The sequence below is a fragment of the Patescibacteria group bacterium genome, assembly GCA_041659765.1.
Lineage (GTDB): Bacteria > Patescibacteriota > Patescibacteriia > UBA9934 > UBA9934 > JAGORL01.
The window spans coordinates 262,435-286,356 of the sequence record JBAZXR010000001.1; the positions used below are offsets into that span (position 1 = coordinate 262,435).

Below are 23,922 nucleotides of genomic sequence, written 5' to 3' on the forward strand. Positions count from 1 at the left end.
AGGACTCTACCTTAATATCCCTTATGTTACAATAATCGCCGTTCACGAGATTCATCAACGAACATATGCAATCACTTGAAGAGGTCTACACCCGTTTGAAGACAAAGAAGGCAGAGCGGAAGGATTTGCGGACGTCGTTCCAGGATCAGTTGAGAAATAGTGCCCAGTATACGGAAATTTCAGAAAAGATTGCGGAGCTTAAGCTTCAGAAGAAGGCCATTGAGAACGAGATTTTGTCTAAAGAGATGGATAAGGCTAAGTTGGAGGAGATTAACGTTGATATTAAGAGCGATGCCGAGCTATTGACCGATATTTGTTTGAACAAGTTCATTGCTGGCGAGCCAGTGCAGTATGTTGATGAGATTTCCGTGACTTGGGTGCCAGCGTTCCAGGTGAGGTTCATTAAGTCGTAATCGACCCCAACACAAGCCCGGGGATAACCTGGGCTTGTGTTTTTTGTTTGAGTTCACTAAAATGCCCGGGAACTATGAAAAAACTTGGTGGAGTGATGCTCGTACTCGCATTCCTGCTTTTTGGACTTTTTAGCTATCCACAGCCGTGGAATAAGGCCATGGCTGGTATGAAAGATAAGGTGGGATTCCACCTTCCGTATATTCCGGATTTGCCGTTTACCTTAGGTCTAGATCTGAAGGGCGGGGCGCACCTAGTTTATGAAGCGGACATGTCACTCATTCCGGACGGCGATAAATCGGACGCTCTGGCTGGTGTGCGTGACGTTGTTGAACGCCGGGTAAACTCCTTTGGCGTTGCTGAACCGCTAGTTGAAACGACCATCGCTGATGGCAAGTATCGCGTTATAGTGGATCTTCCAGGCATTACGAACGTAGCTGAAGCCGTCAAGAACATTGGCGAGACCCCGGTGCTTGAGTTTAAGACGCCGGATGAAAACCCTAAGCTTGATCCTACAGCTGAACAGCAAGCGCAGATTGAGGCCGCTCAGAAGACTGAGCGTAAAGCCGCGTTGGCCGTATTGGAGCTCGCGCTGAAGCGTGGCGCTGACTTTGCAGCGTTAGCTAAAGAATATTCGATTGATCCGGCTGCCGGTGGCGCGGGCACTCCGCAGATTACCCTGGAGGGCTCGGGCACGGTCACTACCGGCAACGGCGGTGATTTAGGCTTCCTCATGAGTGATGACTCAGAGTACGGAGGATTTATTTCTGAAATAGAAAAGAAACGTTTGCGCACGGGGGTGGTTGACGGCCTTTATGAAGGGACCAGCCGCATCCATATCATGAAGTACGTGTCACGGAAGAACGTAGTAGAGCCGGCGGCTTCCCACATCTTGATTTGTTACGCCGGTGCGACCAGCTGTCAGAGCGACCGCACAAAAGAAGAAGCGCTTAAGCTGATCACTGACCTCAAGGGTCAGGCCACAAAGTCCAATTTTGCCGAACTTGCTAAAACGAACAGCGATGACCCAGGCAGTAAGGACGGCGGCGGAGAGCTTGGTTTTGTGAAAGAGGGAATGATGGTGAAACCTTTTGAAGAGGCACTCTTCGCGCTTAAAGACGGACAGTTCTCTGACATCGTCACGACAGATTTTGGTTACCACCTTATTTACAGACCAAAGAGTCAGACGGTTAAGGCCTACGAACTGGCTCACATTGAAATGCCGTGGACCACGGCTTCTGACCTGATTAAGGTTGATCCTTGGAAGAACACTGCTTTGTCCGGCAAGGACGTGAAGCGCGCTTCCGTTGCTTTTGATCCAAATACGGGCGCTCCTTATATTGTGCTTGATTTCAACGCTGAAGGCGCAAAACTCTTTGGCGAGTTAACGAGTGCTAATGTTGGCAAGGTGATTGGTATTTTCTTGGACGGCAACCCGGTGACCACGCCAGTGGTGAATGAGGCTATCTACGGCGGGACCGCGCAGATTACCGGCGCCTACACGCTTGAGGAAGCCAAGACCACTGCTCAGCGCTTGAACGCTGGCGCTCTGCCAGTACCGATTAAGGTGGTTAGCCAGCAGACTATTGGCGCTTCGCTCGGCGAGTCATCACTTACTAAGTCTATTGAAGCCGGTTTGGTTGGCATCATTCTGGTCGCGATCTTCATGTTGCTTTACTACCGTCTTCCTGGAGTTATGGCTGTTTTGGCTCTCGCGTTTTATTCAGTCGCTGTGTTGGCTTTCTTTAAGGCTTTCCATGTGACTATGACGCTGTCAGGTATAGCCGGCTTTGTCTTTTCGCTTGGTATTGCGGTGGACGCGAACGTACTCGTCTTCGAACGTCTCAAGGAAGAACTTTGGAGCGGCCGAGACCTCCCGAGCGCCGTGACCGAAGCATTCCACCGTGCCTGGCCGTCTATTCGGGATGGTAACTTGACCACACTCATCGCCACACTCGTGCTCTATTCTATGAGCACTGGCTTTATTCGCGGCTTCGCATTGACGCTGACTATTGGTGTGCTGGTTTCAATGTTCTCCTCCATGGTCGTTACCAAGTTCTTCATGGTGCGGGTGGCTAAGTTTAAAAAGCTGAGAACTCGGCTGTTTTACAGAGGCTACAAATCCGTAAAGGCTGTAAAGTAACCCTATGAAAAACGTAAATATCATTGGTTACTCAAAAGTTTGGCTGGCCTTGTCCGGCCTGATTGTTGGTCTAGCTGTGGTTTCTATCGCCTTCTTCGGCTTGAACTTCGGCATTGATTTTACTGGTGGCAGCTTGCTTGAGATTCACGGAGTTGAGTCATCCGTTGAAGACGTGCGCAAAGCCGTTGAGGCCACTGGCCACGAAGCGACGGTTCAAGAGAGTGATACCGGTGCTTATTTTGTTCGTCTCTCGCCCATCAGCGAAGAAGAACATCAGGCAGTGTTGGCTGCGATCAAGAAGATTTCGCCCAAGACTGAGGAAGTTAAGTTTGACTCCGTCGGTCCAACTATTGGTAATGAACTCAAGAAGGCTTCCGTTACCGCGCTAGTTTTTCTGTTGGTTCTCATCGGCGCGTACATCGCTTGGGCTTTCCGTAAAGTGTCTTACCCGGTTAAGAGCTGGAAGTATGGCGTCGTCACTATGGTCGCAGCGTTTCATGACGTCATTATTCCGATGGGTGCTTTTGCTGTCCTTGGAAAGGTTTTTGGCTATCAGGTTGATACGGCTTTCGTGGCCGCCATGCTGACCATTCTCGGTTATTCGATCAATGACACTATCGTGGTGCTTGATCGTACTCGCGAAAACTTGTTCCGCCACCGCTACGCTGACCAAACTTTCGGCGAGATTGTGAACACTAGCATCATTGAAACCCTCGGTCGTTCGCTCAATACCACACTTGCAACCATTATTCCGCTGATCGCCATCTTCTTCTTGGGTGGAGAGACGACTCGTCCGTTCGTGCTCGCCCTGATCATCGGTATTATTTCTGGTGCGTATTCCTCGATCTTCGTGGCCAGCCCGCTCTTGGTAGCCATGCAGAAACTTGGCAAGAAGTAGACTGTAGGATGTGGTATCCTATACCCATCCTTATGCTCGGAATTATTCTCAATCTCCCGCCTGCGGTTACCGGCTATTTGGCTGTAACCCCGCCGGAGGTGATGGCCGCTCAGGCTCTTCTAGTTTTTGGTTGGATCCCGATCTTTGCAGTTATTGTTTGGGGCATGACTCACGTCTGGGTTGATTACAAACAAGAGCAGTACGCCCACCATCAAGAATACGTGCTCATGGAGGTGACCGTGCCACAGACGGCCATCCAGACACCTAAGGGCATGGATAACTTTTTTTCTAACTTGGCTGGGACACGCAGTTCTATTACTTGGCGCGAACATTGGCTGTTAGGTAAGGAACAGGCAGTTTTTTCTTTTGAGATAGCTAGCCATGAGGGCAGCATTCACTTTTATATTCGTTGTACTGAAAAATTGCGGGATTTGGTGGAGGCTGATCTGTACGCTCAGTATCCAGAAGCCCAAATAACGGAGGTAGAAGATTACGTACATAACATTCCCACGAAATACCCGGATAATGAGTGGGAGGCTTTTGGTGCCGAGTTTGTTTTGTCTAAACCGCAGTATTTTCCCATCCGGACCTACGAAGATTTTGAGCACCAGGGAGAAAAAGATTTCAAGTTTAAGGACCCGTTGTTTCCTATTTTGGAGTTGATGGGCAAGATGCGGGCGGGCGAGAATTTTTGGATTCAAATTGTGCTTCGCATGCCGCATGATCAGGACTGGACTAAGCCAGGTCTTGAGTTTGTGAATAAGATCATGGGCAAAGAAGAGAAGCATAAGACCACCATGATGCAGGAATTAGGCGGCATGGTGTCTGGTATTCCCAAAGAGGTAGCTAGACAACTGTTTGTGGGCGGGGAAGCTGGCGGGGCGGAAAAAAAGCCTGCCAAGAGTGATTTTCAGATGTTTAAATTGACGCCGGCCGATAAAACACAGATTGAAGGCGTGACTGATAAAATTTCTAAGGTCGGTTGGCAGTCAAAAATTCGCGTGGTCTATTCTGGCAAAAAGACTAACTTTAGAAAGGGTATGATGGCGGCCGGCATGAAGGGCATGATGCTGACTTATGCTAACTCCGTGTTGAACCAGTTCGGCATGCACGGGCCGTCTATTCCAAAGGACGATTATTTCTGGATGGCTTGGCAGTACGCCGGAAAACAATCAAAACTTACTTCACGCTACGCTAAGCGCTCGCTTGGTCCGGGTGCTACACCGTGCATTTTAAACTCTGAAGAGCTGGCTACGCTTTGGCACTTCCCAGGAGCGGACTCTCGAACGCCAGTCTTGACCGCTCAGGGATCTAGGAGGGCGGAGGCTCCTGGCGGTTTGCCTATGGCTCCGGTTGGTGAACCAGAGATGGTGGATTGGAAGAAAATGCAGGGTAACAAACCTTCGGCACCGACTGATGAAGAAATAGAGCGAGCCTTCTCTCTTCCTACTCCGCACTCGCCATCTGCGCCGGAGGATGAGGCTCCTAGTAACCTGCCGGTTTAGCCTATGATGCGCTACGAGCACGATCACGAGAACGACATCATCTATTTTGGCCAGACCAACTTCCGTAATGCCATGCGGAAATTTGGCATTAAAACAGATGACCGCCGGCGTCACATGTATATTATCGGGAAGACGGGTATGGGCAAGACCACCCTGCTCGAGAACATGATTCTGGCCGATATTTACGCTGGTCACGGTTGCTGTTACGTGGATCCGCACGGTGATACTGCGGAGAAAATTATTGACTTCATTCCGTCCTGGCGCATTAATGACGTGGTGTATTTCAATCCGTCAGATGTTGAGCATCCCATCGGTTTTAACATTCTTGAGGCTACGGATCCAAAGATGAAGAACCTGGTGGCGGCGGCCCTCATGTCCATCTTTAAGAAGATTTGGGAGAACGTGTGGAGCGCCCGCATGGAGTACATCTTGAACAATACTATTTTGGCGCTTCTTGATACCCCAGGGACTACGCTTCTCGGCGTGAACCGCATGCTGTCTGATAAAGATTACCGCTTGGAAATCGTGAAGAATATCCAGGATCCAATTGTGAAGCAGTTTTGGGTGCAGGAGTTTGCGGCTTATGACGCAAAGTTCGCGTCAGAAGCGGTGGCGCCTATTCAGAACAAGGTTGGCCAGTTCCTTTCCTCTTCCGTCATGCGCAACATCGTGGCGCAGGCGAAGTCTTCAATTAACATCAGACAGATGATGGATGAGCAAAAGATTTTTATTATCAACCTTTCAAAAGGCCGGGTGGGAGAAGATGCGATGCGTCTACTCGGGGGCATGTTGATTACAAAAATTCAGATTGCGGCCATGGAGCGAGTGGATATTCCTGAGAAGGAGCGCGTTGATTTTTACTTGTACGTGGATGAATTCCAGAATTTTGCCGTGGATAGTTTTGCGAGTATTTTGTCTGAAGCTCGCAAATACCGCCTAAACCTCATCATGGCGCACCAGTACATTGCCCAGCTGGATAGTTCAACCAGCACCGCTGTTCGTGACGCGGTGTTTGGTAACGTGGGTACGATTATTACCTTCCGCGTAGGCTCGCCAGACGCCATCTTCATGGAGAATGAGTTTATGCCGCGCTTCTTGCCGGATGACCTTATCAATCTCCCCAAGTACGGTATTTATTTGAAGCTCATGATTGACGGCGTTTCCAGTCAGCCGTTTTCCGCCTTTACCTTGCCGGCCATTAGCCAGAAGACAGACAGCTCGCAAAAAATTATCGAGCAATCTCGTGAACGTTACGCGGGTAACCGCGAGCAGATTGAAGAGCGCGTGTCGGTGTGGAGCGGATTTGGTGCCGATGTTGATGTGGAGAAGATGATTAAAGATGTGACGACCGCCAAGAAGGAAGCAAAGAAAGCGCGATTTGCGTTTGAATACGCCTGTACACGTTGTGGCAAGAGCTTCACGTTGCCCATCGAGCTCGACAAATCCCGGCCTATTTATTGCGAAGAATGCAAACCGATTATTGACGCTGAACGGCAAAAGTCTAAGGACAGAGGTGGTAAACGCTATGACGTTCCCGCACCAGTCGCATCACTCCCTGCGCCAAAGGTTGTTGACGGTGCATTGGTCGAAAAGCCAGCCCCCGCAGTTTCCCCGGCTTCACTCGACTCACTGAAACCCGCCGTTCCCGCTTCTGCTCCGGTCAGAGCATTGCCTGTTCCCTCGAGGGTTGCTGCGCCCGTTCCGGGCGCCCCGAGTGGTCTCACTGATTCCCAGAAGAAACGCCGCCGCAGAAAGAAGAAGCCTCAGGCTGTTGTTCCAGGCGCACCGGCGAGAGAACCGATGTCCGTTCCTCATCCTGTTTCACCGACCGCTCCGGTGGTACCTCGACCAACCCCAGTAACGCCACCCAAACCCGTTCTTCCCGGTGAGCGCATTTCGTTTGAAGAGTAAGTATGCCCATTCTTCATGCGATTATCCTTGGGTTAGTTCAGGGGCTGACGGAATTTTTGCCGGTTTCTAGTTCTGGTCACTTGATTGTTTTTCCGGAATTGCTTGGCTGGGATGTTTCGAGTGTGACCTTTGATGTAGCTATTCACGTGGCGACACTCGGGGCCATTGTTGTGGCGCTTAAAGACGACATAATAAAAGTTATTAAGGGCATAGTTAAAAATAACGAGAACGACAAATCGTTGGCCCTGAAGATCGTTGTCGCCACCATTCCAGCCGTAGTGATCGGCGGACTGTTCCATAACGCCTTCGAGTCTTGGCGGTCAATGACCGTCGTGGGCGCGATGTTGATTGTTTGGGGCGTGGTTTTGTTTGTGGCTGACGAGGTGGCCAAACGTACACCGCGAATGGTGCTCTTGACTGAAAAAATGCCTTGGTTGGCGGTTTTGTTGATTGGCTTGGCTCAGGTGTTGGCATTTGTGCCAGGTACATCTCGTTCCGGCGTCACTATGAGCGTTGGTCTATTAGCCGGCCTGTCAAAAGAAACGGCGGCTAAGTTTTCTTTTTTTCTGGCCATTCCGGCTATCCTGGGGGCGGGCGCGGTGACCTTTCTGGAGGTTCTTCAGAACGGTCTAGACGTGCCGATCCCGTCTTTGGTTGCTGGCTCAATTGCTGCCTTCGTATCTGGCATTTTTGCTATTAGATTCCTCCTTTTGATCATTAAGAAATGGTCATTTGCTCCCTTTGCCATCTATCGGGTAGTGTTTGGCGTGATTCTGCTTATTGTCTCAGTATTAAAGTATTAAAGCGTAAAGTGTTAAAGTCTGACGAATTGGCTTTAATACTTTAAAACTTTATTCTTTACTCTATGCTTAACCGAGAATCTGCTGTTTGGAAAGATTATGCTTTGCTCGACTCCGGTGACGGAGAAAAGTGCGAGCTTTTTGGCGGGGTGCTGATGGTTCGTCCTGAGCCACAGGCTCTTTGGCGAAAGGCGGATGCATCAAAGCATTGGCCCGAGGCGCATTTGGTTTACTCTCGTAAAGGTAAAGAAGGGGAGTGGCAGGTGAACAGCGAGGTGCCAGAATCTTGGGAGGTGAAGTGGGAGGATCTGACTTTTATTGTCAGACCGACTAACTTCAAGCACACGGGACTTTTTCCTGAGCAGGCGAGCAACTGGAAATATCTTCGCGAGAATATTAAGCCGGGCATGAAGGTTTTGAACTTGTTCGGTTACACGGGCGGCGCATCAGTTGCGGCGGCCTCGAGAGACGCCGAAGTTACACATCTCGACGCCAGCAAGCCGGTTGTCACCTGGACGAAGGAGAACCTGGAGGCTTCAGGACTTGGCGATAAAAAGGTTCGCCTCATTGTTGACGATGCTATTGCGTTTGTCGCGCGAGAAATTCGTCGAGGAAATGTCTATGATGCGATTCTGATGGACCCGCCAGCTTTCGGTCGCGGACCAGAGGGAGAGGTTTGGCAGTTTGAAACAAATCTTCCAGCGCTCATTGAGTCTTGCACGCAGATTCTGAATAAAGATCATGGATTGCTCCTCGTTAATGCTTATTCACTAGGTTATCCAGCGACGGCGATCGAAAACCTTGTGCGGTCGACAGTCCCGTTCGCCAAGAATATTGAGAGCGTCGAGCTTACTCTTAAGGAACAATCGGCGAGAGGATTTGAATTACCGACAGGTGTCGTCATCAGAGCTACTTGGTAATGTGGAGATTCTCTACGAAGATAACCACGTCATTGCCGTAAACAAGCCGCATGGCATGTTGACCCAAGGGGATGACACGAATGATGTTTCACTTTTTGATGAGGTGAAAAAGTTCATCAAAGAACGGGACCAGAAGCCGGGAAATGTTTTTGTTGGTCTTTTGCATCGGTTGGATCGACCAGTCGGCGGAGTTGTGTTGTTTGCAAAAACAAGTAAGGGAGCGTCGAGAATTTCCGAGCAGATTCGCAATCACTCTGTCGAAAAAGTGTACTGGGCAGTCGTTGAAGGAAAGCCGGAGCGACAAGCCGGCGAGGTGATTCAATGGCTCGTGAAGGATGAAGCCAAAAATATCGTGACGCCATTTGACCACGAGGTTACGGGGTCTTTGAAAGCCGAACTTGCCTATAAAGTTTTGAACACGAAAGAAGGGAGATCATTAGTTGAAATCCACCCTAAGACCGGCCGCCCGCACCAAATCCGCGTTGCCATGTCTTCACTCGGCACGCCGATTGTGGGCGATCTGAAATATGGTGCGAAGACAAAGCTGGAACATGACATTGCTTTGTTCGCGCGGTCATTTTCATTTGCTGGCCCGACGACGAAAGAGCGAATCACGGCGATTGCCGAGCCGACTTTGCCCGTTTTTGCGAATATGTAAAAAAACTCGCCGGCCCCCGAGAACGGAGGTCGGCGGACGAGGAGCTGATGTTACGTGAAGCGCACATGTAAAAATGTTGTTTCCAGCGGATGGTCGCCTTCGGCGATGAGCGCCCATTTCGCGGATTTCTCTCTCCAGGTGAGCCGATCAATCCGACGATCGAGGATCCGCTCCACGGACAGCCGGATCACGAGCTCGTGTCCATATCCCTGCGTCATGATTATATGGACGCTTTTCAGGTCACAGTAGACTCGTTCGGACGCGAGCCGTCCCACGCCATCGTGGCCAGATACCATGAGGGAGAGGAGACATCTGTGGAGGTCGTGTATGTCCTCTAATTCTTGTCTGCTGTCAGGATTCCCACGGACTAAGGCCTTAATAAACTGCTGTTCGGGGGCACTGAGCGGAAAGGCGGGCATGTATCCTCCGGGAAACGCCGCGAGTTTAGAAGATAATTAGTCACTTGTAAAGACTGGGTAATGTTGTAAAGTAATCAGTTATGGAAAATAATTCCAAAGCTAAAAGCCTAGAGCCCCGTCAAAGGGTACTCCTCGGCATGTCCGGCGGCGTTGACAGTTCAGTATCGGCTATTTTGTTATTGGAGCAGGGGTATGAAGTCATTGGGGGGTTCATGAAAAACTGGTCGGCTGGCGCTGGCACAGAAGAATGTGATTGGCGAGATGAACGAAGAGATGCGATGCGCGTGGCCGCGCAGCTGGGAATAGAGTTCCACACGTTCGACTTTGAGGACGAGTACCGCAAGCTGGTCTACGAATACATGATCAGCGAGTACAAGGCGGGGAGAACGCCGAATCCTGACGTGCTTTGTAATAAGTACATGAAGTTTGATTTGTTCTTGCGCGAAGCCGATAAACTCAGCTGTGATTTTATTGCCACGGGACATTACGCTCGAAAGACTGTCGACGAGAATGGTGTCGCGCATCTCTTGGCGGGTGTTGATGCGAACAAAGACCAAAGCTATTTTTTGTGTCAGCTAACGCAGGAGCAGATTTCGCGTTCCCTGTTCCCGATCGGTCATCTCGAGAAGCCGAAGGTGCGTGAGCTTGCGAAAGCTCATGACCTTGTAGTGGCTGATAAAAAAGATAGCCAGGGGATTTGTTTTATTGGACAAGTCACCATGAAAGACTTTCTAGCAGAGCGCATAACTCCGCACGAGGGAAATATTGTGACGACTGACGGAAAGATTATCGGTCAGCATCAGGGCTTCGAGTTCTATACCATTGGCCAGCGTGAAGGTCTCGGCATTGGCGGGGGAACGCCGCTCTATGTGGTTGAGCGTAAACCCGAGACGAACGAGGTGATTGTGGCCGTTGGCGATGAGGATCCGGCCTTGTATCGCTCGACACTAACTGCGACGGATATAACGGAAACTATCCCAGGGAATCTTAACAAGTACGCTGGTAAGAAAATTCAAGCTCGAGTTCGTTATCGCCAGCCACTCGCCGCGTGTTCGCTGACCTCAAGCATGCGACCCGCAACTATTTCCGTTCTGTTCGATGTTCCTCAAAGAGCGATTGCTTCCGGACAATTTGTTGCCTTTTATGATGGGGAAGAGCTTCTCGGTTCAGGTATAATTGCATAATCCTATGTTTACTTTTGCCATGTTGTTTACGGTCATCGGGTTATCTTTGTTCGAGGTTATCTCGAGCATCGACAATGCCATCATTAACGCCGAGGTACTAGGCGGGATGAGTGCAAAAGCTCGCCGGTGGTTTCTCTTTTGGGGCATCCTGTTTGCCGTTTTCGTTGTTCGCGGGACGTTGCCGTGGTTGATTGTTTGGGCAGCGACTCCCTCGCTTGGTTTGCTCGGTTCCCTGACCGCCACGTTCAGCAACGATCCAAGTGTCCATGCAGCTATCGAATCATCTTCGCCCATTTTGCTTATGGGCGGCGGAGTATTTTTGCTCTTCTTGTTTCTGCACTGGCTATTCCTTGAGCCGAAAACCTTTGGACTGCCCGGAGAAAAGTTTATTCTTCGTCAGGGGGTTTGGTTTTATGCGGCGGTTTCTATCGCCCTAACTTTGATCGTTTGGTATGCCATGGCCATTAACCCGATGCTAGCTTTTGGTGCAGTGGTGGGCTCAACCGCCTTCTTCATTACGCACGGCTTTAAACAGAACGCGGAAGAAGCCGAGAAAACACTCATGCATGGCCAGAATCACATGTCTGATATCAGCAAGATTCTCTACCTGGAGGTTATTGACATGACTTTTTCTATTGATGGTGTGCTCGGCGCTTTTGCTTTCACCATGGCCGTGCCGCTTATTCTGCTCGGTAATGGTATAGGTGCGATTGTTGTTCGTTGGATCACGGTTTCAAATATCGAACGCATCAAGAAGTACCCACTCCTGAAGAATGCCGCCATGTACTCCGTTTTGGCGCTTGGTGCCATCATGCTCGCCCACGCTTTTGGGGCCCACGTGCCAGAATGGCTGAGTCCGACCATTACTACTTTTATCATCGCCTTCTTCGTTTTACGATCATTTCAGACTAAGCCAAAAACAACTTAAAAAAATCGAGCCGCCGGTAGGGCGAGCTCGACGAATATTAGAACGGAACCGCCAGGTTGAGCCCCGGGTTTATTACCCAGAGATCTTCCCCGATCATGTAAGCACCCTGGCAGACCACGCTGACAGCCACTTCGTCCTTGAACAGGTAAGTGGCGCCGGGGCCAAAAGCCAGGACGGGAATGGTGCCCTCGCTCGTGGTGTCCTGCAGGAGCGCCGGGACAAGGTCCAGTCCGACATGCTCACTGACGGCGTAGTCGAACGTGGCGGTCAAGGCGAAGCCCCAGGCACCAGAGCCGGGCGCGGCTTCGATGGTGAGACTGGGAATGAAACCGAGATGCTCTGACAGCGGCAGGTATACGCTCGGACCGAAGTAGATGTATTTGGCCTCCAAGCCGTGTTTCAGCGTGACCACGCCAAATCCGCCGACGTTCATGCTCACGGGCAGTTTGGTAGGCTCTTCGGCGAGCGAGACAGACGCGAGGAGCGTCAAGAATACGGGGATCATCTTTACCTCCGGCGGAATAGTGGCAGAGCAGTCTTGACTCGTCAACAAAAAAACGCCCCCGCAGCGTTAGGTGTACGGGAGGCGTGGAGTTGCAGAACGATATCGATCAGGTTTTGGGCGGCGTGTGCGGCATCGTTCCTGCTAGGATTGCGTCGTAATGCTTGAGCCGGTAGTTAATAAGTTTTCGTTGTCTTATTAATGCCTTGCGGGTCGGCATTTTGATCGATCTTGCAGATCCGATTTCCTCAGCGGTCTCGAGCGGAGGAATGAACGGAATCTTGAGGGCGAGACACAGGTCTTCGGCGAACGTCAGATTGAGCGAAAGATTCATCTCCCGCAGGATATCCTTTACTTCACTCAACATTCCGCGGGTGAAGCCTTTGTTGTTGAGGAGTGTTTGCTCGGTTGTTCTTGCAAGGTCATAGACCCGCCAGATGGACTGACTCACGAGAAGCTCTGATGTTTTATCGGACAGCCCTATGCCGTCGGTACTTCTTGATAGGTGCCAGTATGCTCGTGTTCGCATTGCCTCTGTAAGCGTAAGAGTTGTCATGACCGCGCTCCCCATGTCGGAATCGACTGGTGATATTAGTGTATTTTTGCTATTTCGTCAATCTTTGCGTACACTTGCGCCTACTATGGTTCCCCAGGATCGCATCAGAAATTTCTGTATTATCGCGCACATTGACCACGGAAAGTCCACGCTGTCGGACCGGTTGCTTGAGATTACGGGAACTGTCGCGAGCCGGAACATGAAGGACCAGCTTTTGGATTCCATGGATATTGAACGTGAGCGGGGCATCACCATTAAGCTCGCGCCGGCTAGAATGAACTGGAAGAAGAATGATGTTGAGTTTACTCTGAACCTGATCGACACCCCGGGGCACATTGACTTCAACTATGAGGTTTCTCGATCGCTCGCCGCAGTAGACGGCGCCGTGCTTCTCGTCGACGCGACGCAGGGGGTTCAAGCACAAACCGTTGCGAACCTTTATTTGGCTATCGAGCAGAACTTGGAGATTATTCCGGTGCTGAACAAGATTGACCTTCCGGCCGCTGACGTACCGAGACGAAAGGCTGAACTGGTAAAACTGTTGGGTTGCAAAGAAGAAGACGTGCTGGCGGTTTCGGGCAAGACGGGGGAGGGAGTTCGCGAGTTGCTCGACGTGATCATTGATCGCATCCCGGCACCCGCCGGGGACCCGAGCGGCGCACCTCGCGCGTTGATTTTTGATTCTGCCTACGATGATTATAAGGGTGTGGTTGCATATGTGAGAGTTGTCGACGGCACATTCAAGAAGCGCGAAAAACTGCACATGAACGCTACGCAGTCTGACGGCGAAATTCTTGAGATTGGCGCACTCAAGCCAAAGTTTTTTCAGCTTGATGAACTCGAGACGGGGCAGATTGGGTACATCGTCACTGGTCTCAAAGACATTCGTGCGTGTCGCGTGGGAGACACCATTGCGCACTTGGGCGAGACCGCAAAGTCCCTCGACGGGTACCGCGAAGTAAAGCCAATGGTTTATGCCGGCGTTTTTCCGGCACAGGGAGATGAATATGGTGCGCTGCGGGACGCGATGGATCGCCTGAAGCTCAATGACGCCGCCTTGATGTTCGAGCCTGAACATTCGCCCGCGCTTGGCTACGGTTTTCGTTGCGGATTTTTGGGCATGCTCCACCTTGAAATCTTGAAGGAGCGCCTTTCTCGCGAGTACACGATCGATCTTATCGTCACTTTGCCGTCGGTTGCGTATCGCGTGTACATGGCCGGGACCGAGGAATATCGCGTCATCAAGGGTGCGCTCGACCTCCCAGATCCGTCGCATATTTCAAAGATCGAGGAACCGTGGGCGAAGGTCGACATTATTACGCCCGCTGACTATATCGGTAACGTGATGACCTTGTGTCAGGAACGCCGAGGGATCTATGTGAATACGGATTATCTCTCGGAAGGGCGCGCGATGTTGCATTACGAGTTGCCGTTGTCCGCGATCATTGTTGATTTCAACGACAGACTAAAGAGCGCGTCGAGCGGTTACGGCTCCATGAGCTACGAAATATTCGAATATCGAGTAGCAGACGTTGTGAAGCTCGACATCATGGTTGCTGATGACACCGTCGACGCCTTCGCCATGCTCGTGTACCGAGATGAAGCTGAGCCAGTTGGTCGCAAGGTGCTCGACATCCTCAAAGAAACCATCCCGCGCATGCAGTTCGTGATCAAACTCCAAGCTGCCGTGGGTGGCAAGATTGTGGCTGCCGAGAGAATCTCTGCGATGAGAAAAGATGTGACCGGCGACTTGTACGGCGGTGACTACACCCGAAAATTGAAGCTCCTCCAGAAGCAAAAGAAGGGTAAAGCTAAAATGATGGCCATGGGAGTAGGAAGCGTTGAGATCCCAAGTGAGGCGTATATGAAAGTACTAAAAAGATAGCCAATATTGGCTAATAAAAGCAGAAAATGGCTTGACAAAAGGCCATTTTTTTGCTATACTGAAATGGTTTTCTCACACCGTTTGGAGGTTCAAATGACCGCTTCAACCAAGCCCCGTTTGATCATCTTCTCCTCGATCGGCAACATCCCGCAGAAGACCGACAGGGATCTCAAGGAAGGCGACCTGAATTGCGCTGCGTGGCACATCAGCGATTGGCCGTTTGAGTGGTGGGCCATCGTGTACCGGCCCAAGACCAACGAGGTCTTCAGGCTCCACTGTTCCGACGGAGAAGACGGGGGCTACACCCCGGACCTTCCCAGCGGAAAGCTGCCGGACCATGTCATCATCCCCAAGCAGAAGCCGCGAAAGTACTGACCGCACCCCGAAGAGCCCACCGGCCTTCGCGGTGCGGTTCTTCTTTTTCATCCACCACCCCTCTACCATCGATGGGGCAATTTCGCTACCATGTCGGAATGAAAATCTCGAAAAAAACGATACAGAGATTCTGGGCGGTTATTGCGGGGTTGATTTTGGTTTCTATGCTGGTGTCCATGGTGGCTTTTGGTTTTTAGCATGAAAAAGATTTGGGATATTAAGCCGAGGACGGAGGTTTCTTTGCTGCAGCAGATTCTCGTGAACCGAGGAGTCCCCGCGACGAACGTCGAGGAATTTTTAGTGCCAAATTTTGAGCGTGACACCCACTCTTTTGATAAATTTACGAAGATGCCAATTGCTGTTGCGAGACTATTCGACGCGCTGGCGAATGAGGAGAAGATTGTGATTCATGGTGATTACGACGCTGATGGCGTGAGTGGGACGAGCCTTTTGTATGCGGCTATTCGGGACATTTGCAAGGCTCTCGAAATCCCTTTTATGGTCGAGGCTTTCCTGCCTGACCGCGAGAAGGATGGCTATGGAGTAGCGATGCACAATGTCGAAAGATTTGCGCGCGAGGGGGTCCGCCTTCTGATTACTGTTGATTGTGGTATCGCGAACGGGCTTGAGCTTGGACGGGCGCATGAACTCGGCGTCGACTCTATAGTCTGTGACCACCACCAAATGGGCGATCATTTCCCAGAACACTCGATTATTCTGCACCCGTTGGCGCCGGGGGAGACGTATCCGAATAAGACGCTGTGCGGAACCGGCGTAGCGTATAAGTTTGCGTGTGGCCTTATTAACGAGGCACGAAACCATGGCGCCGACATTCCTGAAGGCTACGAAAAGTGGATGCTCGACCTAGTAGCAGTCGCGACTGTCACCGATGTCATGCCATTAATCGGCGAGAACCGCGCGCTCGAATTTTTCGGTCTCAAGGTTCTGCAGAAGACTCGCCGACCTGGACTGAAGGCGTTGATCGACAGCACAGGAACGGAGCCGGCGGATATAGACACTCAAGCTATCGGATTCCGGATCGGACCTCGCTTGAACGCAGCCGGAAGACTTTCGAGTGCTAAGATTGCGTTTGATGCGCTTTCGGCGGATACGTTCGAGGAAGCTGCGGCGCCGGTTGTCCGGCTCGAAGCACTGAATAAAGAACGGCAAGCGTTGTTTGCGGAGATGTATAAGATTGCGAAGGAGCAGGTGAAGGGGCATGGCGACGCCATGCCCGTACTTGTGGTGCATTCTGAGGGTTGGTTGCCAGGTATTGTCGGGCTCATCGCAGGTCGATTAGTTAGCGAATTTGGGAAGCCAGCCTTTGCGTTTACAAATGTAGGCGAGCACGTTGTTGGCTCTGGCCGTTCGCTCGGCGGATTGCATTTAGTTGAGGCGATGAACTCATGCGGCGATCTTTTTGTGAAGAAGGGCGGACATCCGCAGGCGTGTGGCTTGACGTTACACTCGACGGAAACGGTCCCGTTATTTAGAGAACAGGTGAACACGTTTGCGCGTGCGTATTTTGGCGAAGTAGGACCCGTCGACAAGCTGTTGATCGATGCCGAGGTTCCACTGGCCGAAGTGACCTTCGAACTCCTCAAGATGTTGAACTCATGTCAGCCGTTTGGGGAGGGGAATAGACCACCGGTGTTTTCAGCGACCAAGCTTAAAGTCCGCGAGGTTATGCCCATGGGTGCCACGGGTGCGCACGTTCGCCTTAATGTGAATGACGACGTCGGCCTCCCGTTCAAGCTCGTGGGATTCTCCATGGGCCATCTTCTTGGCACTGTGAAGATCGGCGACACCATCGATGTTGCCTATGAAGCGGGGGAGAACGAATGGAATGGGCGCAAAGAGGTACAATATCGGATAATCGATGTGAATATATGTTGAAACCGGTGATCATTTACGCAGACGGAGGAGCGCGAGGAAATCCGGGACCAGCGGCTGGGGCCGCGGTGTTATTTGAGAAGAACGACGACGGCTCACGCGGGCAGCGGGTTGCTGAGGCTTGGAAATATTTTCCGCATGCCACGAACAATGTAGCCGAATATACGGGAATTATCGTCGGTCTCCAGAAGGCTCATGAGCTTGGCTATAATGTTGTCGAGTATTTTCTTGATTCAGAACTCGCCGTGAAACAGCAGCTTGGCATCTATCGAGTTAAAAATCCCGAACTCGCCAAGTTATTTCTTGAAATCCACAATCTGAAAACCCATTTTCGCAGCGTAAAGTTCACGCACGTTCGCCGAGAATACAATACGGAGGCTGATGCGGTCGTAAATAGAGTCATCGATGAAAATGTGCTATAATTTCACCATCTATGGCCCTCTTTGGCGGGAAGAAAGCTGAACCGACAAGTCAAGGTTTGCTTGGCGTTGATTTGGGTACGGCAGGCATGAAAATTGTGGAGCTCGCGCCAGCAGAAGGTGGACGCATGAAGCTTGTAACGTATGGATACGCGGAACCGTCTGTCCCGGTGGGCGCTCGTGCTACGCCTCTTGATGATCTTCCAAAGACGGAAGCAGTTTTGAAGCGTATTTTGGCAGAAGGCGGGTTTACAGCTAAGCGGGCGGTGGCTGCCTTGCCTACCACGAACGTTTTTCACGCAATTATTTCTATTCCCGTGCCGAAGAATCCGAAAGAAGAATTAAAGGGACTCATTGAGCAGCAGTCCCGCAAGCTGTTGCCGCTCCCGCTCGAAGAGATGGTGCTCGATACGAATGTTCTCGATAAGCATTTATTGACTGAAACTATTTCGCCAACTGCGGTTCAGTCTGCGCAGACCGGAGTGACGGGAAATGGCATGGAAACTAAGTTCATGCGCGTCCTCATCACGGCTGCACCGAAGACACTGGTGGCGTCTTACGTTACTTTGTTTAAGGACCTTGGAATCGAGCTCATGTCGCTCGAAACTGAAACTTTCGCCATGACTCGCTCACTGGTGGGCAAAGAAAAGTCGCACGTGTTGCTTGTTGATGTTGGAGCGGAGCGCTCTAACTTGGCCATTGTCGACCAGGGTATCCCGCTTCTAACTCGAGTGATTAAGGGCGGTGGGAACGCGATCACTCAGGCATTGTCGCAAACTATGGGTATAGGATTTGATGAGGCTGACGCTATGAAGCGTGATTTGGGATTTGCGGCTGACGGGAAACTTCCGCTGCCGATTCTTGAAGCTTTGAAACCGATCGTGCATGAAATTCGTTACGCCCTTGGGCTGTACGCCGAACAGGTAGGGGGCTCTGCTAAACCAGTTGAAAAGATTGTGGTGACAGGCGGCTCGGCTCACTTGCCTGGACTTAGCCAGTATTTGACGCAGTCGCTCAACATGAACGTGTACTTGGGCGACCCGTGGGCCAGAGTGCTGGCGCCGGCTGGGTTACGAGGTATCCTAGAAGAGATCGGGCCGAGATTCTCTGTGGCTGTTGGCTTAGCTGAACGGCTAGAGGAGAAGATTTAGTATGGTCACAAAACCTTCCGTCATGTTTGTCATGGGGGATCAGAAGCTACGAGCCATTTTGATGGCTCGTTTTGAGCGTGAAGGCTGGCAGGCTGACGGAGCTGACGACCGCGTGGAGGGCGAGCGTAAATCCGTCAGGCTTCGCCCAAAGATTTTTGCTCTAGAATGGTTTGAGGGGGCTGAACCGATGAAGAAGTTGTTAAAGCATTTTCGCTCCTTGCCTACCTTGCACACGGCGAAAATAATTTTCTTCCTTAAACATCCGTCGCGCGAACGTGTTGATGAAGCTCGCTTATCAGGGGCCGATGGCGTTATGCTATGGGGGAGCTTGTCCCCACGGGAGGTTATAAAATCGTTTTCTAAACTTTTATCGGTATGAGCAAAGTAGAATTATTGACCGTGGGGTTAGTTATAGGTGTCGTGGGTATAGCCTCCGGCTTGTCTATCATGAACGCGCGTTCACATGCTCGTGATATCGCCCGCCTAGCCCACGTGCAGGAGATCGGCATCGGACTTGAGCTCTATTTTAATCAGCGCGGTGCTTACCCGGTAGCGCAGGGTGTGACCGCGCTTGGCCAGCCCACCACTGCTTGTTTGTCTGAGGACGGTTTCTCCGGACCATGTTCGGCCGGGAGCGTCCAAGCGCCGTATATTGAATTTATTCCTTCGCCGACCGCTACCGGTCTGGCGGGAAAATCGTCGTGCGCGGGGCTAAAGAACGCTTACTGTTACGCCACTGACGGTACTACTTACCGCGTGCAATTTGAGCTTGAGGCAGCAAATAAATTGATCGGTTTAGTTAAAGGTGCTAATTGCGCCACAGAATCCGGCTTCAAGCCGGGAGCCTGTCAGGCCTACTAAAATTATGACTATTGCTCTTTTGACTTTGGCCGCGGGAGTGCTTGGCTTGTTTCTGGGGGCTATTCTGAACGCTAAGATTTTGCGTTCAGAGGAGTCTATGGAGTTTACGAGCGAGCGAAAATGCGGCTTGTGCGCCGTGTCTTTATCTCATAGCGAGATGTTGCCGATTGTGGGCTACCTGGCCATGAAGGGCCGGTGCAAGAAATGTAAATCTGTGGTGCCTTGGCAGTATCCAGCAACGGAATTAGCTATTGGTATTCTCTTCGCACTCTTTGCGGCTCGTGCCTTGTTGCATGTCGAGCTTCCCGACTTCGTAACGGCAAATGAAACCGGTGTGTTGTTTTTGCGCGATGCCATCATGATCCTCGCCCTGTCCTTAGTCTTCATGTTTGATTTCAGGGCTTCAGTCATTCCTGATCGCGTGACCATTCCAACTATCATCATTGCGATCATCATGAATCTCTGGCTCGGTATGGATCCGGTGATGATGTTGCTCGGCGGTTTGATCATCGGCGGGTTCTTCGCGGTTCAGTATCTCTTGTCTAACGGTCGCTGGGTTGGCGGGGGAGACGTGCGCATGGGCTTGCTGATGGGCTTTTTGCTCGGCCCAGTGCTCGGCGTGGTCGGTCTTTTCTTATCTTATGTGTTCGGCGCGCTGATTGGAATCTTCCTATTGACCGTTAAAAAACGTGAGCTTGATAGCCACGTTCCCTTTGGCACATTCCTTGCTCTCGCCACTTTCGTCTGCATGCTCTACGGCGAGCGATTGCTCAACTGGTACATGAGCATGTTCAGCTAACACTAGAAGAAAAGATACTCAATGATGCTCCGGCGAATTTTTTTCTTGGTGTTTAATTTTTTACTTTCGAGTCGTCTCTCTTTCGAGCCTCTCGTCGGTTTTGTCGGCACACGAACTTTGAGTGGTAGTAGGGCTTTTTCTACTAGACTATCTAACTTTTTAATCACTCGTTCTTTATTTTGCAATTGCGAGCGAGTTTCATCGGATTGTAAAATAACTTCATTTTTCCAGGTGAGGTAGGGGGCGAGTTCTTTGGTTAGCCTAATCTTTTCATCGGTTGAATAGGCCCGGGAACCCCAAATATCCCAACGGAGTTTGGCTTTGGAGGAAACTTTATTCACGTTCTGTCCTCCGGGACCGCTAGAGCGGGCAAATGTAATTTGGAGTTCATGCATGGGCACCGGCATACGGGGAAAGTATACCCTTCATTGCCTTGAAAAATGAAACGAATTGCAATCTTTGATCCTTCAGCATTTTTTTCCCCTCGTCTGTCAGTTTGTAGTAGCGTCGAGGCTTTGATGTAACAGTAGATTTAAAAGAACTGTAAACCAGCCCCTGATCTTCTAGTCTGTAGAGTAGGGGATAGATAGTTCCTTCTTTCAAATCAAACGCGCCATCAGTTTTGAGTTTGATGTTCTGGATAATCTCGTAGCCATACGACTGCCCTCGCGAAAGGGTTTCGAGCACTACAAGATCAAGTGCGCCTTTTAGTATTTCTTTTGAGAATTTCATAGAGTTTCCTTCGAAGGAACCGTGGAGGAAAGAGGAAAAAGCCAGCAATACCGCACCAGAGGATGCCTGTAAAGATAGGAAGTAGTGTATTCAGCCCAGCGGACAAGAGGGATTGCATGAAGGGCATTCGGAGGAAGAACGTGGGGACGCCGGTTCGATGGAAGAGAAGATAGAGAGGAGCGAGGATAATAAGCCATGGCACCATGAAAATTGAGGACCCGATATTGCTCAACGTGTGCTGAAGATTTTGAAAGGTACCTGCATTGGCGTCATATGTCGTATGCGGCAATGCTTGAAACTGGGTGAAGAGAAAAGCGACAGTTCCGATAGCGATCATTGCGACAATTTTTCGGTTACGCCTCGGACGAGCGTAGACATTGAATGTCTCAGCGAGTTCGGAGGAGTTGCCGACGGAGGCGGGGTCTCCCGAGTCTTCTATATGATCTGAAAGTTCCTGAAGATACCTGCTCTGCCTGGCGTCGGAAACTAAGTCCCGGGTGTCTAGTGTGTCTTTGGGCATAGAAAAAAAGTGCTATGTAATACATACTATGTATCACATAGTATCTTTTTGGCTACCGCGTTATACACATCCCTCTGCTCCGTTCGCGTTTCTCCTCCTTTCTCAGGAGGAGTGAGAGGAGGTTCAGTGGGTCGACCTCTCCCTATTAAAAGGTTTCAGGATTTGATACTATCTCAGCATTGTATATGACGAAACCAGAGGCTAAAGAGCGTATTGCCAAGCTCCGAGAGGCGATTAATAAATACCGCTACGAGTACCATGTACTTGATAAGCTTAGTATTTCTGAGTCTGCGCTTGATGCTTTGAAACATGAATTGAAACAGCTCGAGGACGAGCATCCAGATTTGATTACGGCTGATTCGCCAACCCAGCGTGTGGCGGGCGCCGCGCTTGATAAGTTTTCTAAGATTGAACACGTGACACCCATGTTAAGCATGGAAGACGTTTTTACTATTGCTGAGTTTGAAGATTGGGCCAAGAGAATCACTAAGCTTGAAGAGGGTAAAGAGCAGGAGATGTACTCCATGTTGAAGATCGACGGCTTGGCTGTCTCGCTCGTATACGTGGATGGTCAGCTGGTTTCTGCCGCCACGCGTGGTGACGGCAAGATTGGCGAGGATGTGACGCTGAACGTGAAGACTATTGAAGCGGTGCCGTTGTCGATTGATGCAAGGGGACGCGTCGAAATTCGCGGTGAAATCTTTATGCCTCGCAAGGCGTTCGACAAGATGAATGCTGAGCGAGCAAATAAGGGAGAAGAGACTTTTGCGAACCCGAGAAACGTGAGCGCGGGCAGTATTCGACAGCTCGATCCACGAGTGACGGCCAGCCGGCCGCTCGATTTTTTTGCGTGGCAGGTGCTCGATGGAGAAACGAAGACACAAGTCCAATCAGTCGAGAAATTGCATGAGTTTGGTTTCAAGACATCTCCCGGTGAGCTGACCAAGACGGTCGTGGATGTTGAGAACTTCTATAAAAAGATGCAGAAACAGCGCGAGAAGCTAGACTATTGGATTGATGGCGTGGTGGTTAGAGTGAATGACCTCGACGTTTTTAGGAAACTTGGCGTAGTTGGTAAAACTCCGCGCGGCATTATTGCTTTTAAATTCCCGCCAGAAGAAGCGACAACTATTGTCGAGTCTGTTGATTGGTTTGTTGGCCGGACAGGTTCGCTTACGCCCGTGGCCAATGTTCGAGCTACGTTCATTGCCGGGACAACGGTGACGCACGCCACGCTCCACAATGCCGACGAGATCGAACGGCTCGGTCTGAAGACGGGCGATACAGTTATTCTGACTAAGGCCGGAGATATTATCCCGAAGATCGTGAAGGTGCTTACCGAGCTTCGTACGGGGAAGGAACTGCCCATCGAAATTCCTGAAAAGTGTCCCGTGTGCGGTTCGCCCATTGAGCGACGCGAGGGCGAAGTTGCTTATTACTGTACGAACAAAAACTGTTTTGCCATGGAAGAGGAAAATCTGGTTCATGCGGCTAAAGCTTTTGAGATTGACGGACTCGGCTGGAAGATTATTGAAAAATTGTTGACGGCCGGGCTAATTAAAACTCCGCCGGATATTTTCCGCTTAAGTGCGGACGATCTGATTAATGTTGAAGGATTCGCCGAGCTGTCCTCGAAAAAACTCTATGACCAGATTCAATCCAAGAAAGAAATTGATCTAGCCGACTTCATCGTCGCCCTTGGCATCAGACATGTTGGCGAAGAAACGGCGTTCTCGCTCGCGACTTCATTCGGTTCGATCGACAAACTCGCGGCGGCTTCGAAAGAAGAACTAGAGAACGTGCCAGATATTGGCGGAGTGGTAGCCGAATCTATCGCTGAATTCTTTGGGAGTGATCGAGGCAAGCAAATGCTCGAAGACTATTGGGCTGTCGGCGTGACGGTTTCGAAAGCCAAAGCAATCAAGCGAGTGCTCGACGGCAAAACATTCGTGATCACCGGAACCCTCGAAAAACTTGGTCGCGAAGAAGCGAAAGATACCGTTCGGATGCTTGGTGGTGGTGTCTCCGAATCCGTCAGCAAAAAGACTGATTACGTAGTAGTTGGCGAAAATCCTGGCAGCAAAGCGGCTAAAGCTGAGGAACTTGGCGTACAGATATTGTCGGAATCTGAGTTTTTGCGTATGGTAGGCCGGAATTAGAACATTATGGATATTGATATTTCCCACGTAGCCAAGTTGGCGAGACTTAAGCTAACTGAAGCCGAGCAGAAGACACTCGCCGAACAGTTGCCGGGTATTGTTGACTACATTGCCAAGCTGCAAGAAGTGAATACTAATGATATTGACGCTCGGGCGTATCTGACAGATGCGACGAATGTTTTTCGTGAGGACGAAGTTGTTTCGACTATCGAGGAACGCGATGCAGTTGTGGCTGGGTTCCCAAAGAAAGGAGGAAACGCGCTTGAAGTACCCGGTGTTTTTGAAAAGTAAAT

At 50.7% G+C, this 23,922-nt stretch carries 25 protein-coding genes; 20 read left to right on the plus strand and 5 right to left on the minus strand.

Going from position 1 to position 23,922, the window contains the following annotated elements; translation table 11 throughout:
• Positions 1 to 65: 65 nt before the first annotated feature.
• From WC813_01430 to WC813_01465, 8 genes are all read left to right on the plus strand, one after another.
• Entirely contained in the window at positions 66 to 413 is a 348-nt protein-coding gene (locus tag WC813_01430; protein MFA5946664.1) for a hypothetical protein, read from the plus strand.
• Positions 414 to 487: 74 nt separating this feature from the next.
• Positions 488 to 2,554 carry a protein translocase subunit SecD gene (secD, locus tag WC813_01435; GenBank protein ID MFA5946665.1) on the plus strand — a complete coding sequence of 689 codons (2,067 nt, stop codon included), beginning with the start codon at positions 488 to 490 and terminating at the stop codon, positions 2,552 to 2,554.
• A gap of 4 nt (positions 2,555 to 2,558) precedes the next feature.
• On the plus strand, positions 2,559 to 3,452 hold the full coding sequence (secF, locus tag WC813_01440) for a protein translocase subunit SecF (protein MFA5946666.1): 894 nt from the start codon (positions 2,559 to 2,561) through the stop codon (positions 3,450 to 3,452).
• 32 nt (positions 3,453 to 3,484) lie between these two features.
• Positions 3,485 to 4,957, plus strand: a complete 1,473-nt coding sequence (locus tag WC813_01445; protein ID MFA5946667.1) for a hypothetical protein — start codon at positions 3,485 to 3,487, stop codon at positions 4,955 to 4,957.
• Positions 4,958 to 4,960: 3 nt separating this feature from the next.
• Positions 4,961 to 6,868, plus strand: coding sequence for a type IV secretion system DNA-binding domain-containing protein (locus tag WC813_01450; GenBank protein MFA5946668.1), 1,908 nt, complete (start codon positions 4,961 to 4,963; stop codon positions 6,866 to 6,868).
• A gap of 2 nt (positions 6,869 to 6,870) precedes the next feature.
• Positions 6,871 to 7,671: an undecaprenyl-diphosphatase UppP gene (uppP, locus tag WC813_01455; protein MFA5946669.1), complete on the plus strand. Its 801-nt coding sequence runs from the start codon at positions 6,871 to 6,873 to the stop codon at positions 7,669 to 7,671.
• A 62-nt stretch (positions 7,672 to 7,733) separates the two neighbouring features.
• Positions 7,734 to 8,588, plus strand: coding sequence for a class I SAM-dependent methyltransferase (locus WC813_01460; protein ID MFA5946670.1), 855 nt, complete (start codon positions 7,734 to 7,736; stop codon positions 8,586 to 8,588).
• Position 8,589: 1 nt separating this feature from the next.
• The gene (locus WC813_01465; protein MFA5946671.1) at positions 8,590 to 9,246 is read left to right on the plus strand and encodes an RluA family pseudouridine synthase; all 657 of its coding nucleotides are present in this window, start codon (positions 8,590 to 8,592) and stop codon (positions 9,244 to 9,246) included.
• Between the two features lie 50 nt (positions 9,247 to 9,296).
• On the opposite strand, the gene WC813_01470 is transcribed toward WC813_01465, so the two are convergent.
• Positions 9,297 to 9,665: a hypothetical protein gene (locus tag WC813_01470; GenBank protein MFA5946672.1), complete on the minus strand. Its 369-nt coding sequence runs from the start codon at positions 9,663 to 9,665 to the stop codon at positions 9,297 to 9,299.
• Positions 9,666 to 9,745: 80 nt separating this feature from the next.
• On the opposite strand from WC813_01470, the gene mnmA reads away from it, so the two are divergent.
• Together mnmA and WC813_01480 are read left to right on the plus strand one after the other, a co-directional pair.
• Entirely contained in the window at positions 9,746 to 10,849 is a 1,104-nt protein-coding gene (mnmA, locus tag WC813_01475; protein ID MFA5946673.1) for a tRNA 2-thiouridine(34) synthase MnmA, read from the plus strand.
• A 4-nt stretch (positions 10,850 to 10,853) separates the two neighbouring features.
• On the plus strand, positions 10,854 to 11,777 hold the full coding sequence (locus tag WC813_01480; protein ID MFA5946674.1) for a DUF475 domain-containing protein: 924 nt from the start codon (positions 10,854 to 10,856) through the stop codon (positions 11,775 to 11,777).
• 37 nt (positions 11,778 to 11,814) lie between these two features.
• On the opposite strand, the gene WC813_01485 is transcribed toward WC813_01480, so the two are convergent.
• Positions 11,815 to 12,330 carry a hypothetical protein gene (locus WC813_01485; GenBank protein MFA5946675.1) on the minus strand — a complete coding sequence of 172 codons (516 nt, stop codon included), beginning with the start codon at positions 12,328 to 12,330 and terminating at the stop codon, positions 11,815 to 11,817.
• Between the two features lie 58 nt (positions 12,331 to 12,388).
• A complete protein-coding gene (locus WC813_01490; protein MFA5946676.1) occupies positions 12,389 to 12,808 on the minus strand; it encodes a hypothetical protein in 420 nt (139 codons plus the stop codon).
• Positions 12,809 to 12,920: 112 nt separating this feature from the next.
• Between WC813_01490 and lepA the strand changes: the two genes are divergently transcribed.
• From lepA to WC813_01530, 8 genes are all read left to right on the plus strand, one after another.
• Positions 12,921 to 14,720, plus strand: a complete 1,800-nt coding sequence (gene lepA / locus WC813_01495) for a translation elongation factor 4 (protein ID MFA5946677.1) — start codon at positions 12,921 to 12,923, stop codon at positions 14,718 to 14,720.
• A gap of 63 nt (positions 14,721 to 14,783) precedes the next feature.
• Positions 14,784 to 15,095, plus strand: a complete 312-nt coding sequence (locus WC813_01500) for a hypothetical protein (protein ID MFA5946678.1) — start codon at positions 14,784 to 14,786, stop codon at positions 15,093 to 15,095.
• A gap of 198 nt (positions 15,096 to 15,293) precedes the next feature.
• Positions 15,294 to 16,991, plus strand: a complete 1,698-nt coding sequence (gene recJ / locus WC813_01505; GenBank protein ID MFA5946679.1) for a single-stranded-DNA-specific exonuclease RecJ — start codon at positions 15,294 to 15,296, stop codon at positions 16,989 to 16,991.
• Positions 16,985 to 17,410, plus strand: coding sequence for a ribonuclease HI family protein (locus tag WC813_01510; GenBank protein ID MFA5946680.1), 426 nt, complete (start codon positions 16,985 to 16,987; stop codon positions 17,408 to 17,410). Before recJ ends, WC813_01510 begins: the two co-directional genes overlap by 7 nt.
• A gap of 11 nt (positions 17,411 to 17,421) precedes the next feature.
• Positions 17,422 to 18,558: a type IV pilus assembly protein PilM gene (gene pilM, locus WC813_01515; GenBank protein ID MFA5946681.1), complete on the plus strand. Its 1,137-nt coding sequence runs from the start codon at positions 17,422 to 17,424 to the stop codon at positions 18,556 to 18,558.
• 1 nt (position 18,559) lies between these two features.
• Entirely contained in the window at positions 18,560 to 18,937 is a 378-nt protein-coding gene (locus WC813_01520) for a hypothetical protein (GenBank protein MFA5946682.1), read from the plus strand.
• The gene (locus WC813_01525) at positions 18,934 to 19,419 is read left to right on the plus strand and encodes a hypothetical protein (GenBank protein ID MFA5946683.1); all 486 of its coding nucleotides are present in this window, start codon (positions 18,934 to 18,936) and stop codon (positions 19,417 to 19,419) included. The genes WC813_01520 and WC813_01525 overlap by 4 nt, the downstream gene beginning before the upstream one ends.
• Positions 19,420 to 19,423: 4 nt before the next feature.
• On the plus strand, positions 19,424 to 20,218 hold the full coding sequence (locus WC813_01530) for a prepilin peptidase (GenBank protein MFA5946684.1): 795 nt from the start codon (positions 19,424 to 19,426) through the stop codon (positions 20,216 to 20,218).
• A 2-nt stretch (positions 20,219 to 20,220) separates the two neighbouring features.
• Here WC813_01530 and arfB read toward each other — a convergent pair whose 3' ends face one another.
• Both arfB and WC813_01540 read right to left on the minus strand, forming a co-directional pair.
• Positions 20,221 to 20,625 carry an alternative ribosome rescue aminoacyl-tRNA hydrolase ArfB gene (arfB, locus tag WC813_01535; GenBank protein MFA5946685.1) on the minus strand — a complete coding sequence of 135 codons (405 nt, stop codon included), beginning with the start codon at positions 20,623 to 20,625 and terminating at the stop codon, positions 20,221 to 20,223.
• Entirely contained in the window at positions 20,606 to 20,950 is a 345-nt protein-coding gene (locus WC813_01540) for a helix-turn-helix transcriptional regulator (protein ID MFA5946686.1), read from the minus strand. Before WC813_01540 ends, arfB begins: the two co-directional genes overlap by 20 nt.
• Positions 20,951 to 21,655: 705 nt before the next feature.
• Here WC813_01540 and ligA point away from each other — a divergent pair.
• The gene (ligA, locus tag WC813_01545; protein ID MFA5946687.1) at positions 21,656 to 23,629 is read left to right on the plus strand and encodes an NAD-dependent DNA ligase LigA; all 1,974 of its coding nucleotides are present in this window, start codon (positions 21,656 to 21,658) and stop codon (positions 23,627 to 23,629) included.
• 6 nt (positions 23,630 to 23,635) lie between these two features.
• Entirely contained in the window at positions 23,636 to 23,920 is a 285-nt protein-coding gene (gene gatC, locus WC813_01550; protein MFA5946688.1) for an Asp-tRNA(Asn)/Glu-tRNA(Gln) amidotransferase subunit GatC, read from the plus strand.
• Positions 23,921 to 23,922: the final 2 nt, after the last annotated feature.

What these genes read in the sequence shown, in the direction of transcription:
- WC813_01430 (MFA5946664.1), top strand. Translation starts at nt 66, where the DNA reads ATGCAATCACTTGAAGAGGTCTACACCCGTTTGAAGACAAAGAAGGCA.
- secD (MFA5946665.1), top strand. Translation starts at nt 488, where the DNA reads ATGAAAAAACTTGGTGGAGTGATGCTCGTACTCGCATTCCTGCTTTTT.
- secF (MFA5946666.1), top strand. Translation starts at nt 2,559, where the DNA reads ATGAAAAACGTAAATATCATTGGTTACTCAAAAGTTTGGCTGGCCTTG.
- WC813_01445 (MFA5946667.1), top strand. Translation starts at nt 3,485, where the DNA reads ATGCTCGGAATTATTCTCAATCTCCCGCCTGCGGTTACCGGCTATTTG.
- WC813_01450 (MFA5946668.1), top strand. Translation starts at nt 4,961, where the DNA reads ATGATGCGCTACGAGCACGATCACGAGAACGACATCATCTATTTTGGC.
- uppP (MFA5946669.1), top strand. Translation starts at nt 6,871, where the DNA reads ATGCCCATTCTTCATGCGATTATCCTTGGGTTAGTTCAGGGGCTGACG.
- WC813_01460 (MFA5946670.1), top strand. Translation starts at nt 7,734, where the DNA reads ATGCTTAACCGAGAATCTGCTGTTTGGAAAGATTATGCTTTGCTCGAC.
- WC813_01470 (MFA5946672.1), bottom strand. Translation starts at nt 9,665, where the DNA reads ATGCCCGCCTTTCCGCTCAGTGCCCCCGAACAGCAGTTTATTAAGGCC.
- mnmA (MFA5946673.1), top strand. Translation starts at nt 9,746, where the DNA reads ATGGAAAATAATTCCAAAGCTAAAAGCCTAGAGCCCCGTCAAAGGGTA.
- WC813_01480 (MFA5946674.1), top strand. Translation starts at nt 10,854, where the DNA reads ATGTTTACTTTTGCCATGTTGTTTACGGTCATCGGGTTATCTTTGTTC.
- WC813_01490 (MFA5946676.1), bottom strand. Translation starts at nt 12,808, where the DNA reads ATGCGAACACGAGCATACTGGCACCTATCAAGAAGTACCGACGGCATA.
- lepA (MFA5946677.1), top strand. Translation starts at nt 12,921, where the DNA reads ATGGTTCCCCAGGATCGCATCAGAAATTTCTGTATTATCGCGCACATT.
- WC813_01500 (MFA5946678.1), top strand. Translation starts at nt 14,784, where the DNA reads ATGGTTTTCTCACACCGTTTGGAGGTTCAAATGACCGCTTCAACCAAG.
- recJ (MFA5946679.1), top strand. Translation starts at nt 15,294, where the DNA reads ATGAAAAAGATTTGGGATATTAAGCCGAGGACGGAGGTTTCTTTGCTG.
- WC813_01510 (MFA5946680.1), top strand. Translation starts at nt 16,985, where the DNA reads ATGTTGAAACCGGTGATCATTTACGCAGACGGAGGAGCGCGAGGAAAT.
- pilM (MFA5946681.1), top strand. Translation starts at nt 17,422, where the DNA reads ATGGCCCTCTTTGGCGGGAAGAAAGCTGAACCGACAAGTCAAGGTTTG.
- WC813_01520 (MFA5946682.1), top strand. Translation starts at nt 18,560, where the DNA reads ATGGTCACAAAACCTTCCGTCATGTTTGTCATGGGGGATCAGAAGCTA.
- WC813_01525 (MFA5946683.1), top strand. Translation starts at nt 18,934, where the DNA reads ATGAGCAAAGTAGAATTATTGACCGTGGGGTTAGTTATAGGTGTCGTG.
- WC813_01530 (MFA5946684.1), top strand. Translation starts at nt 19,424, where the DNA reads ATGACTATTGCTCTTTTGACTTTGGCCGCGGGAGTGCTTGGCTTGTTT.
- arfB (MFA5946685.1), bottom strand. Translation starts at nt 20,625, where the DNA reads ATGCCGGTGCCCATGCATGAACTCCAAATTACATTTGCCCGCTCTAGC.
- WC813_01540 (MFA5946686.1), bottom strand. Translation starts at nt 20,950, where the DNA reads ATGAAATTCTCAAAAGAAATACTAAAAGGCGCACTTGATCTTGTAGTG.
- ligA (MFA5946687.1), top strand. Translation starts at nt 21,656, where the DNA reads ATGACGAAACCAGAGGCTAAAGAGCGTATTGCCAAGCTCCGAGAGGCG.
- gatC (MFA5946688.1), top strand. Translation starts at nt 23,636, where the DNA reads ATGGATATTGATATTTCCCACGTAGCCAAGTTGGCGAGACTTAAGCTA.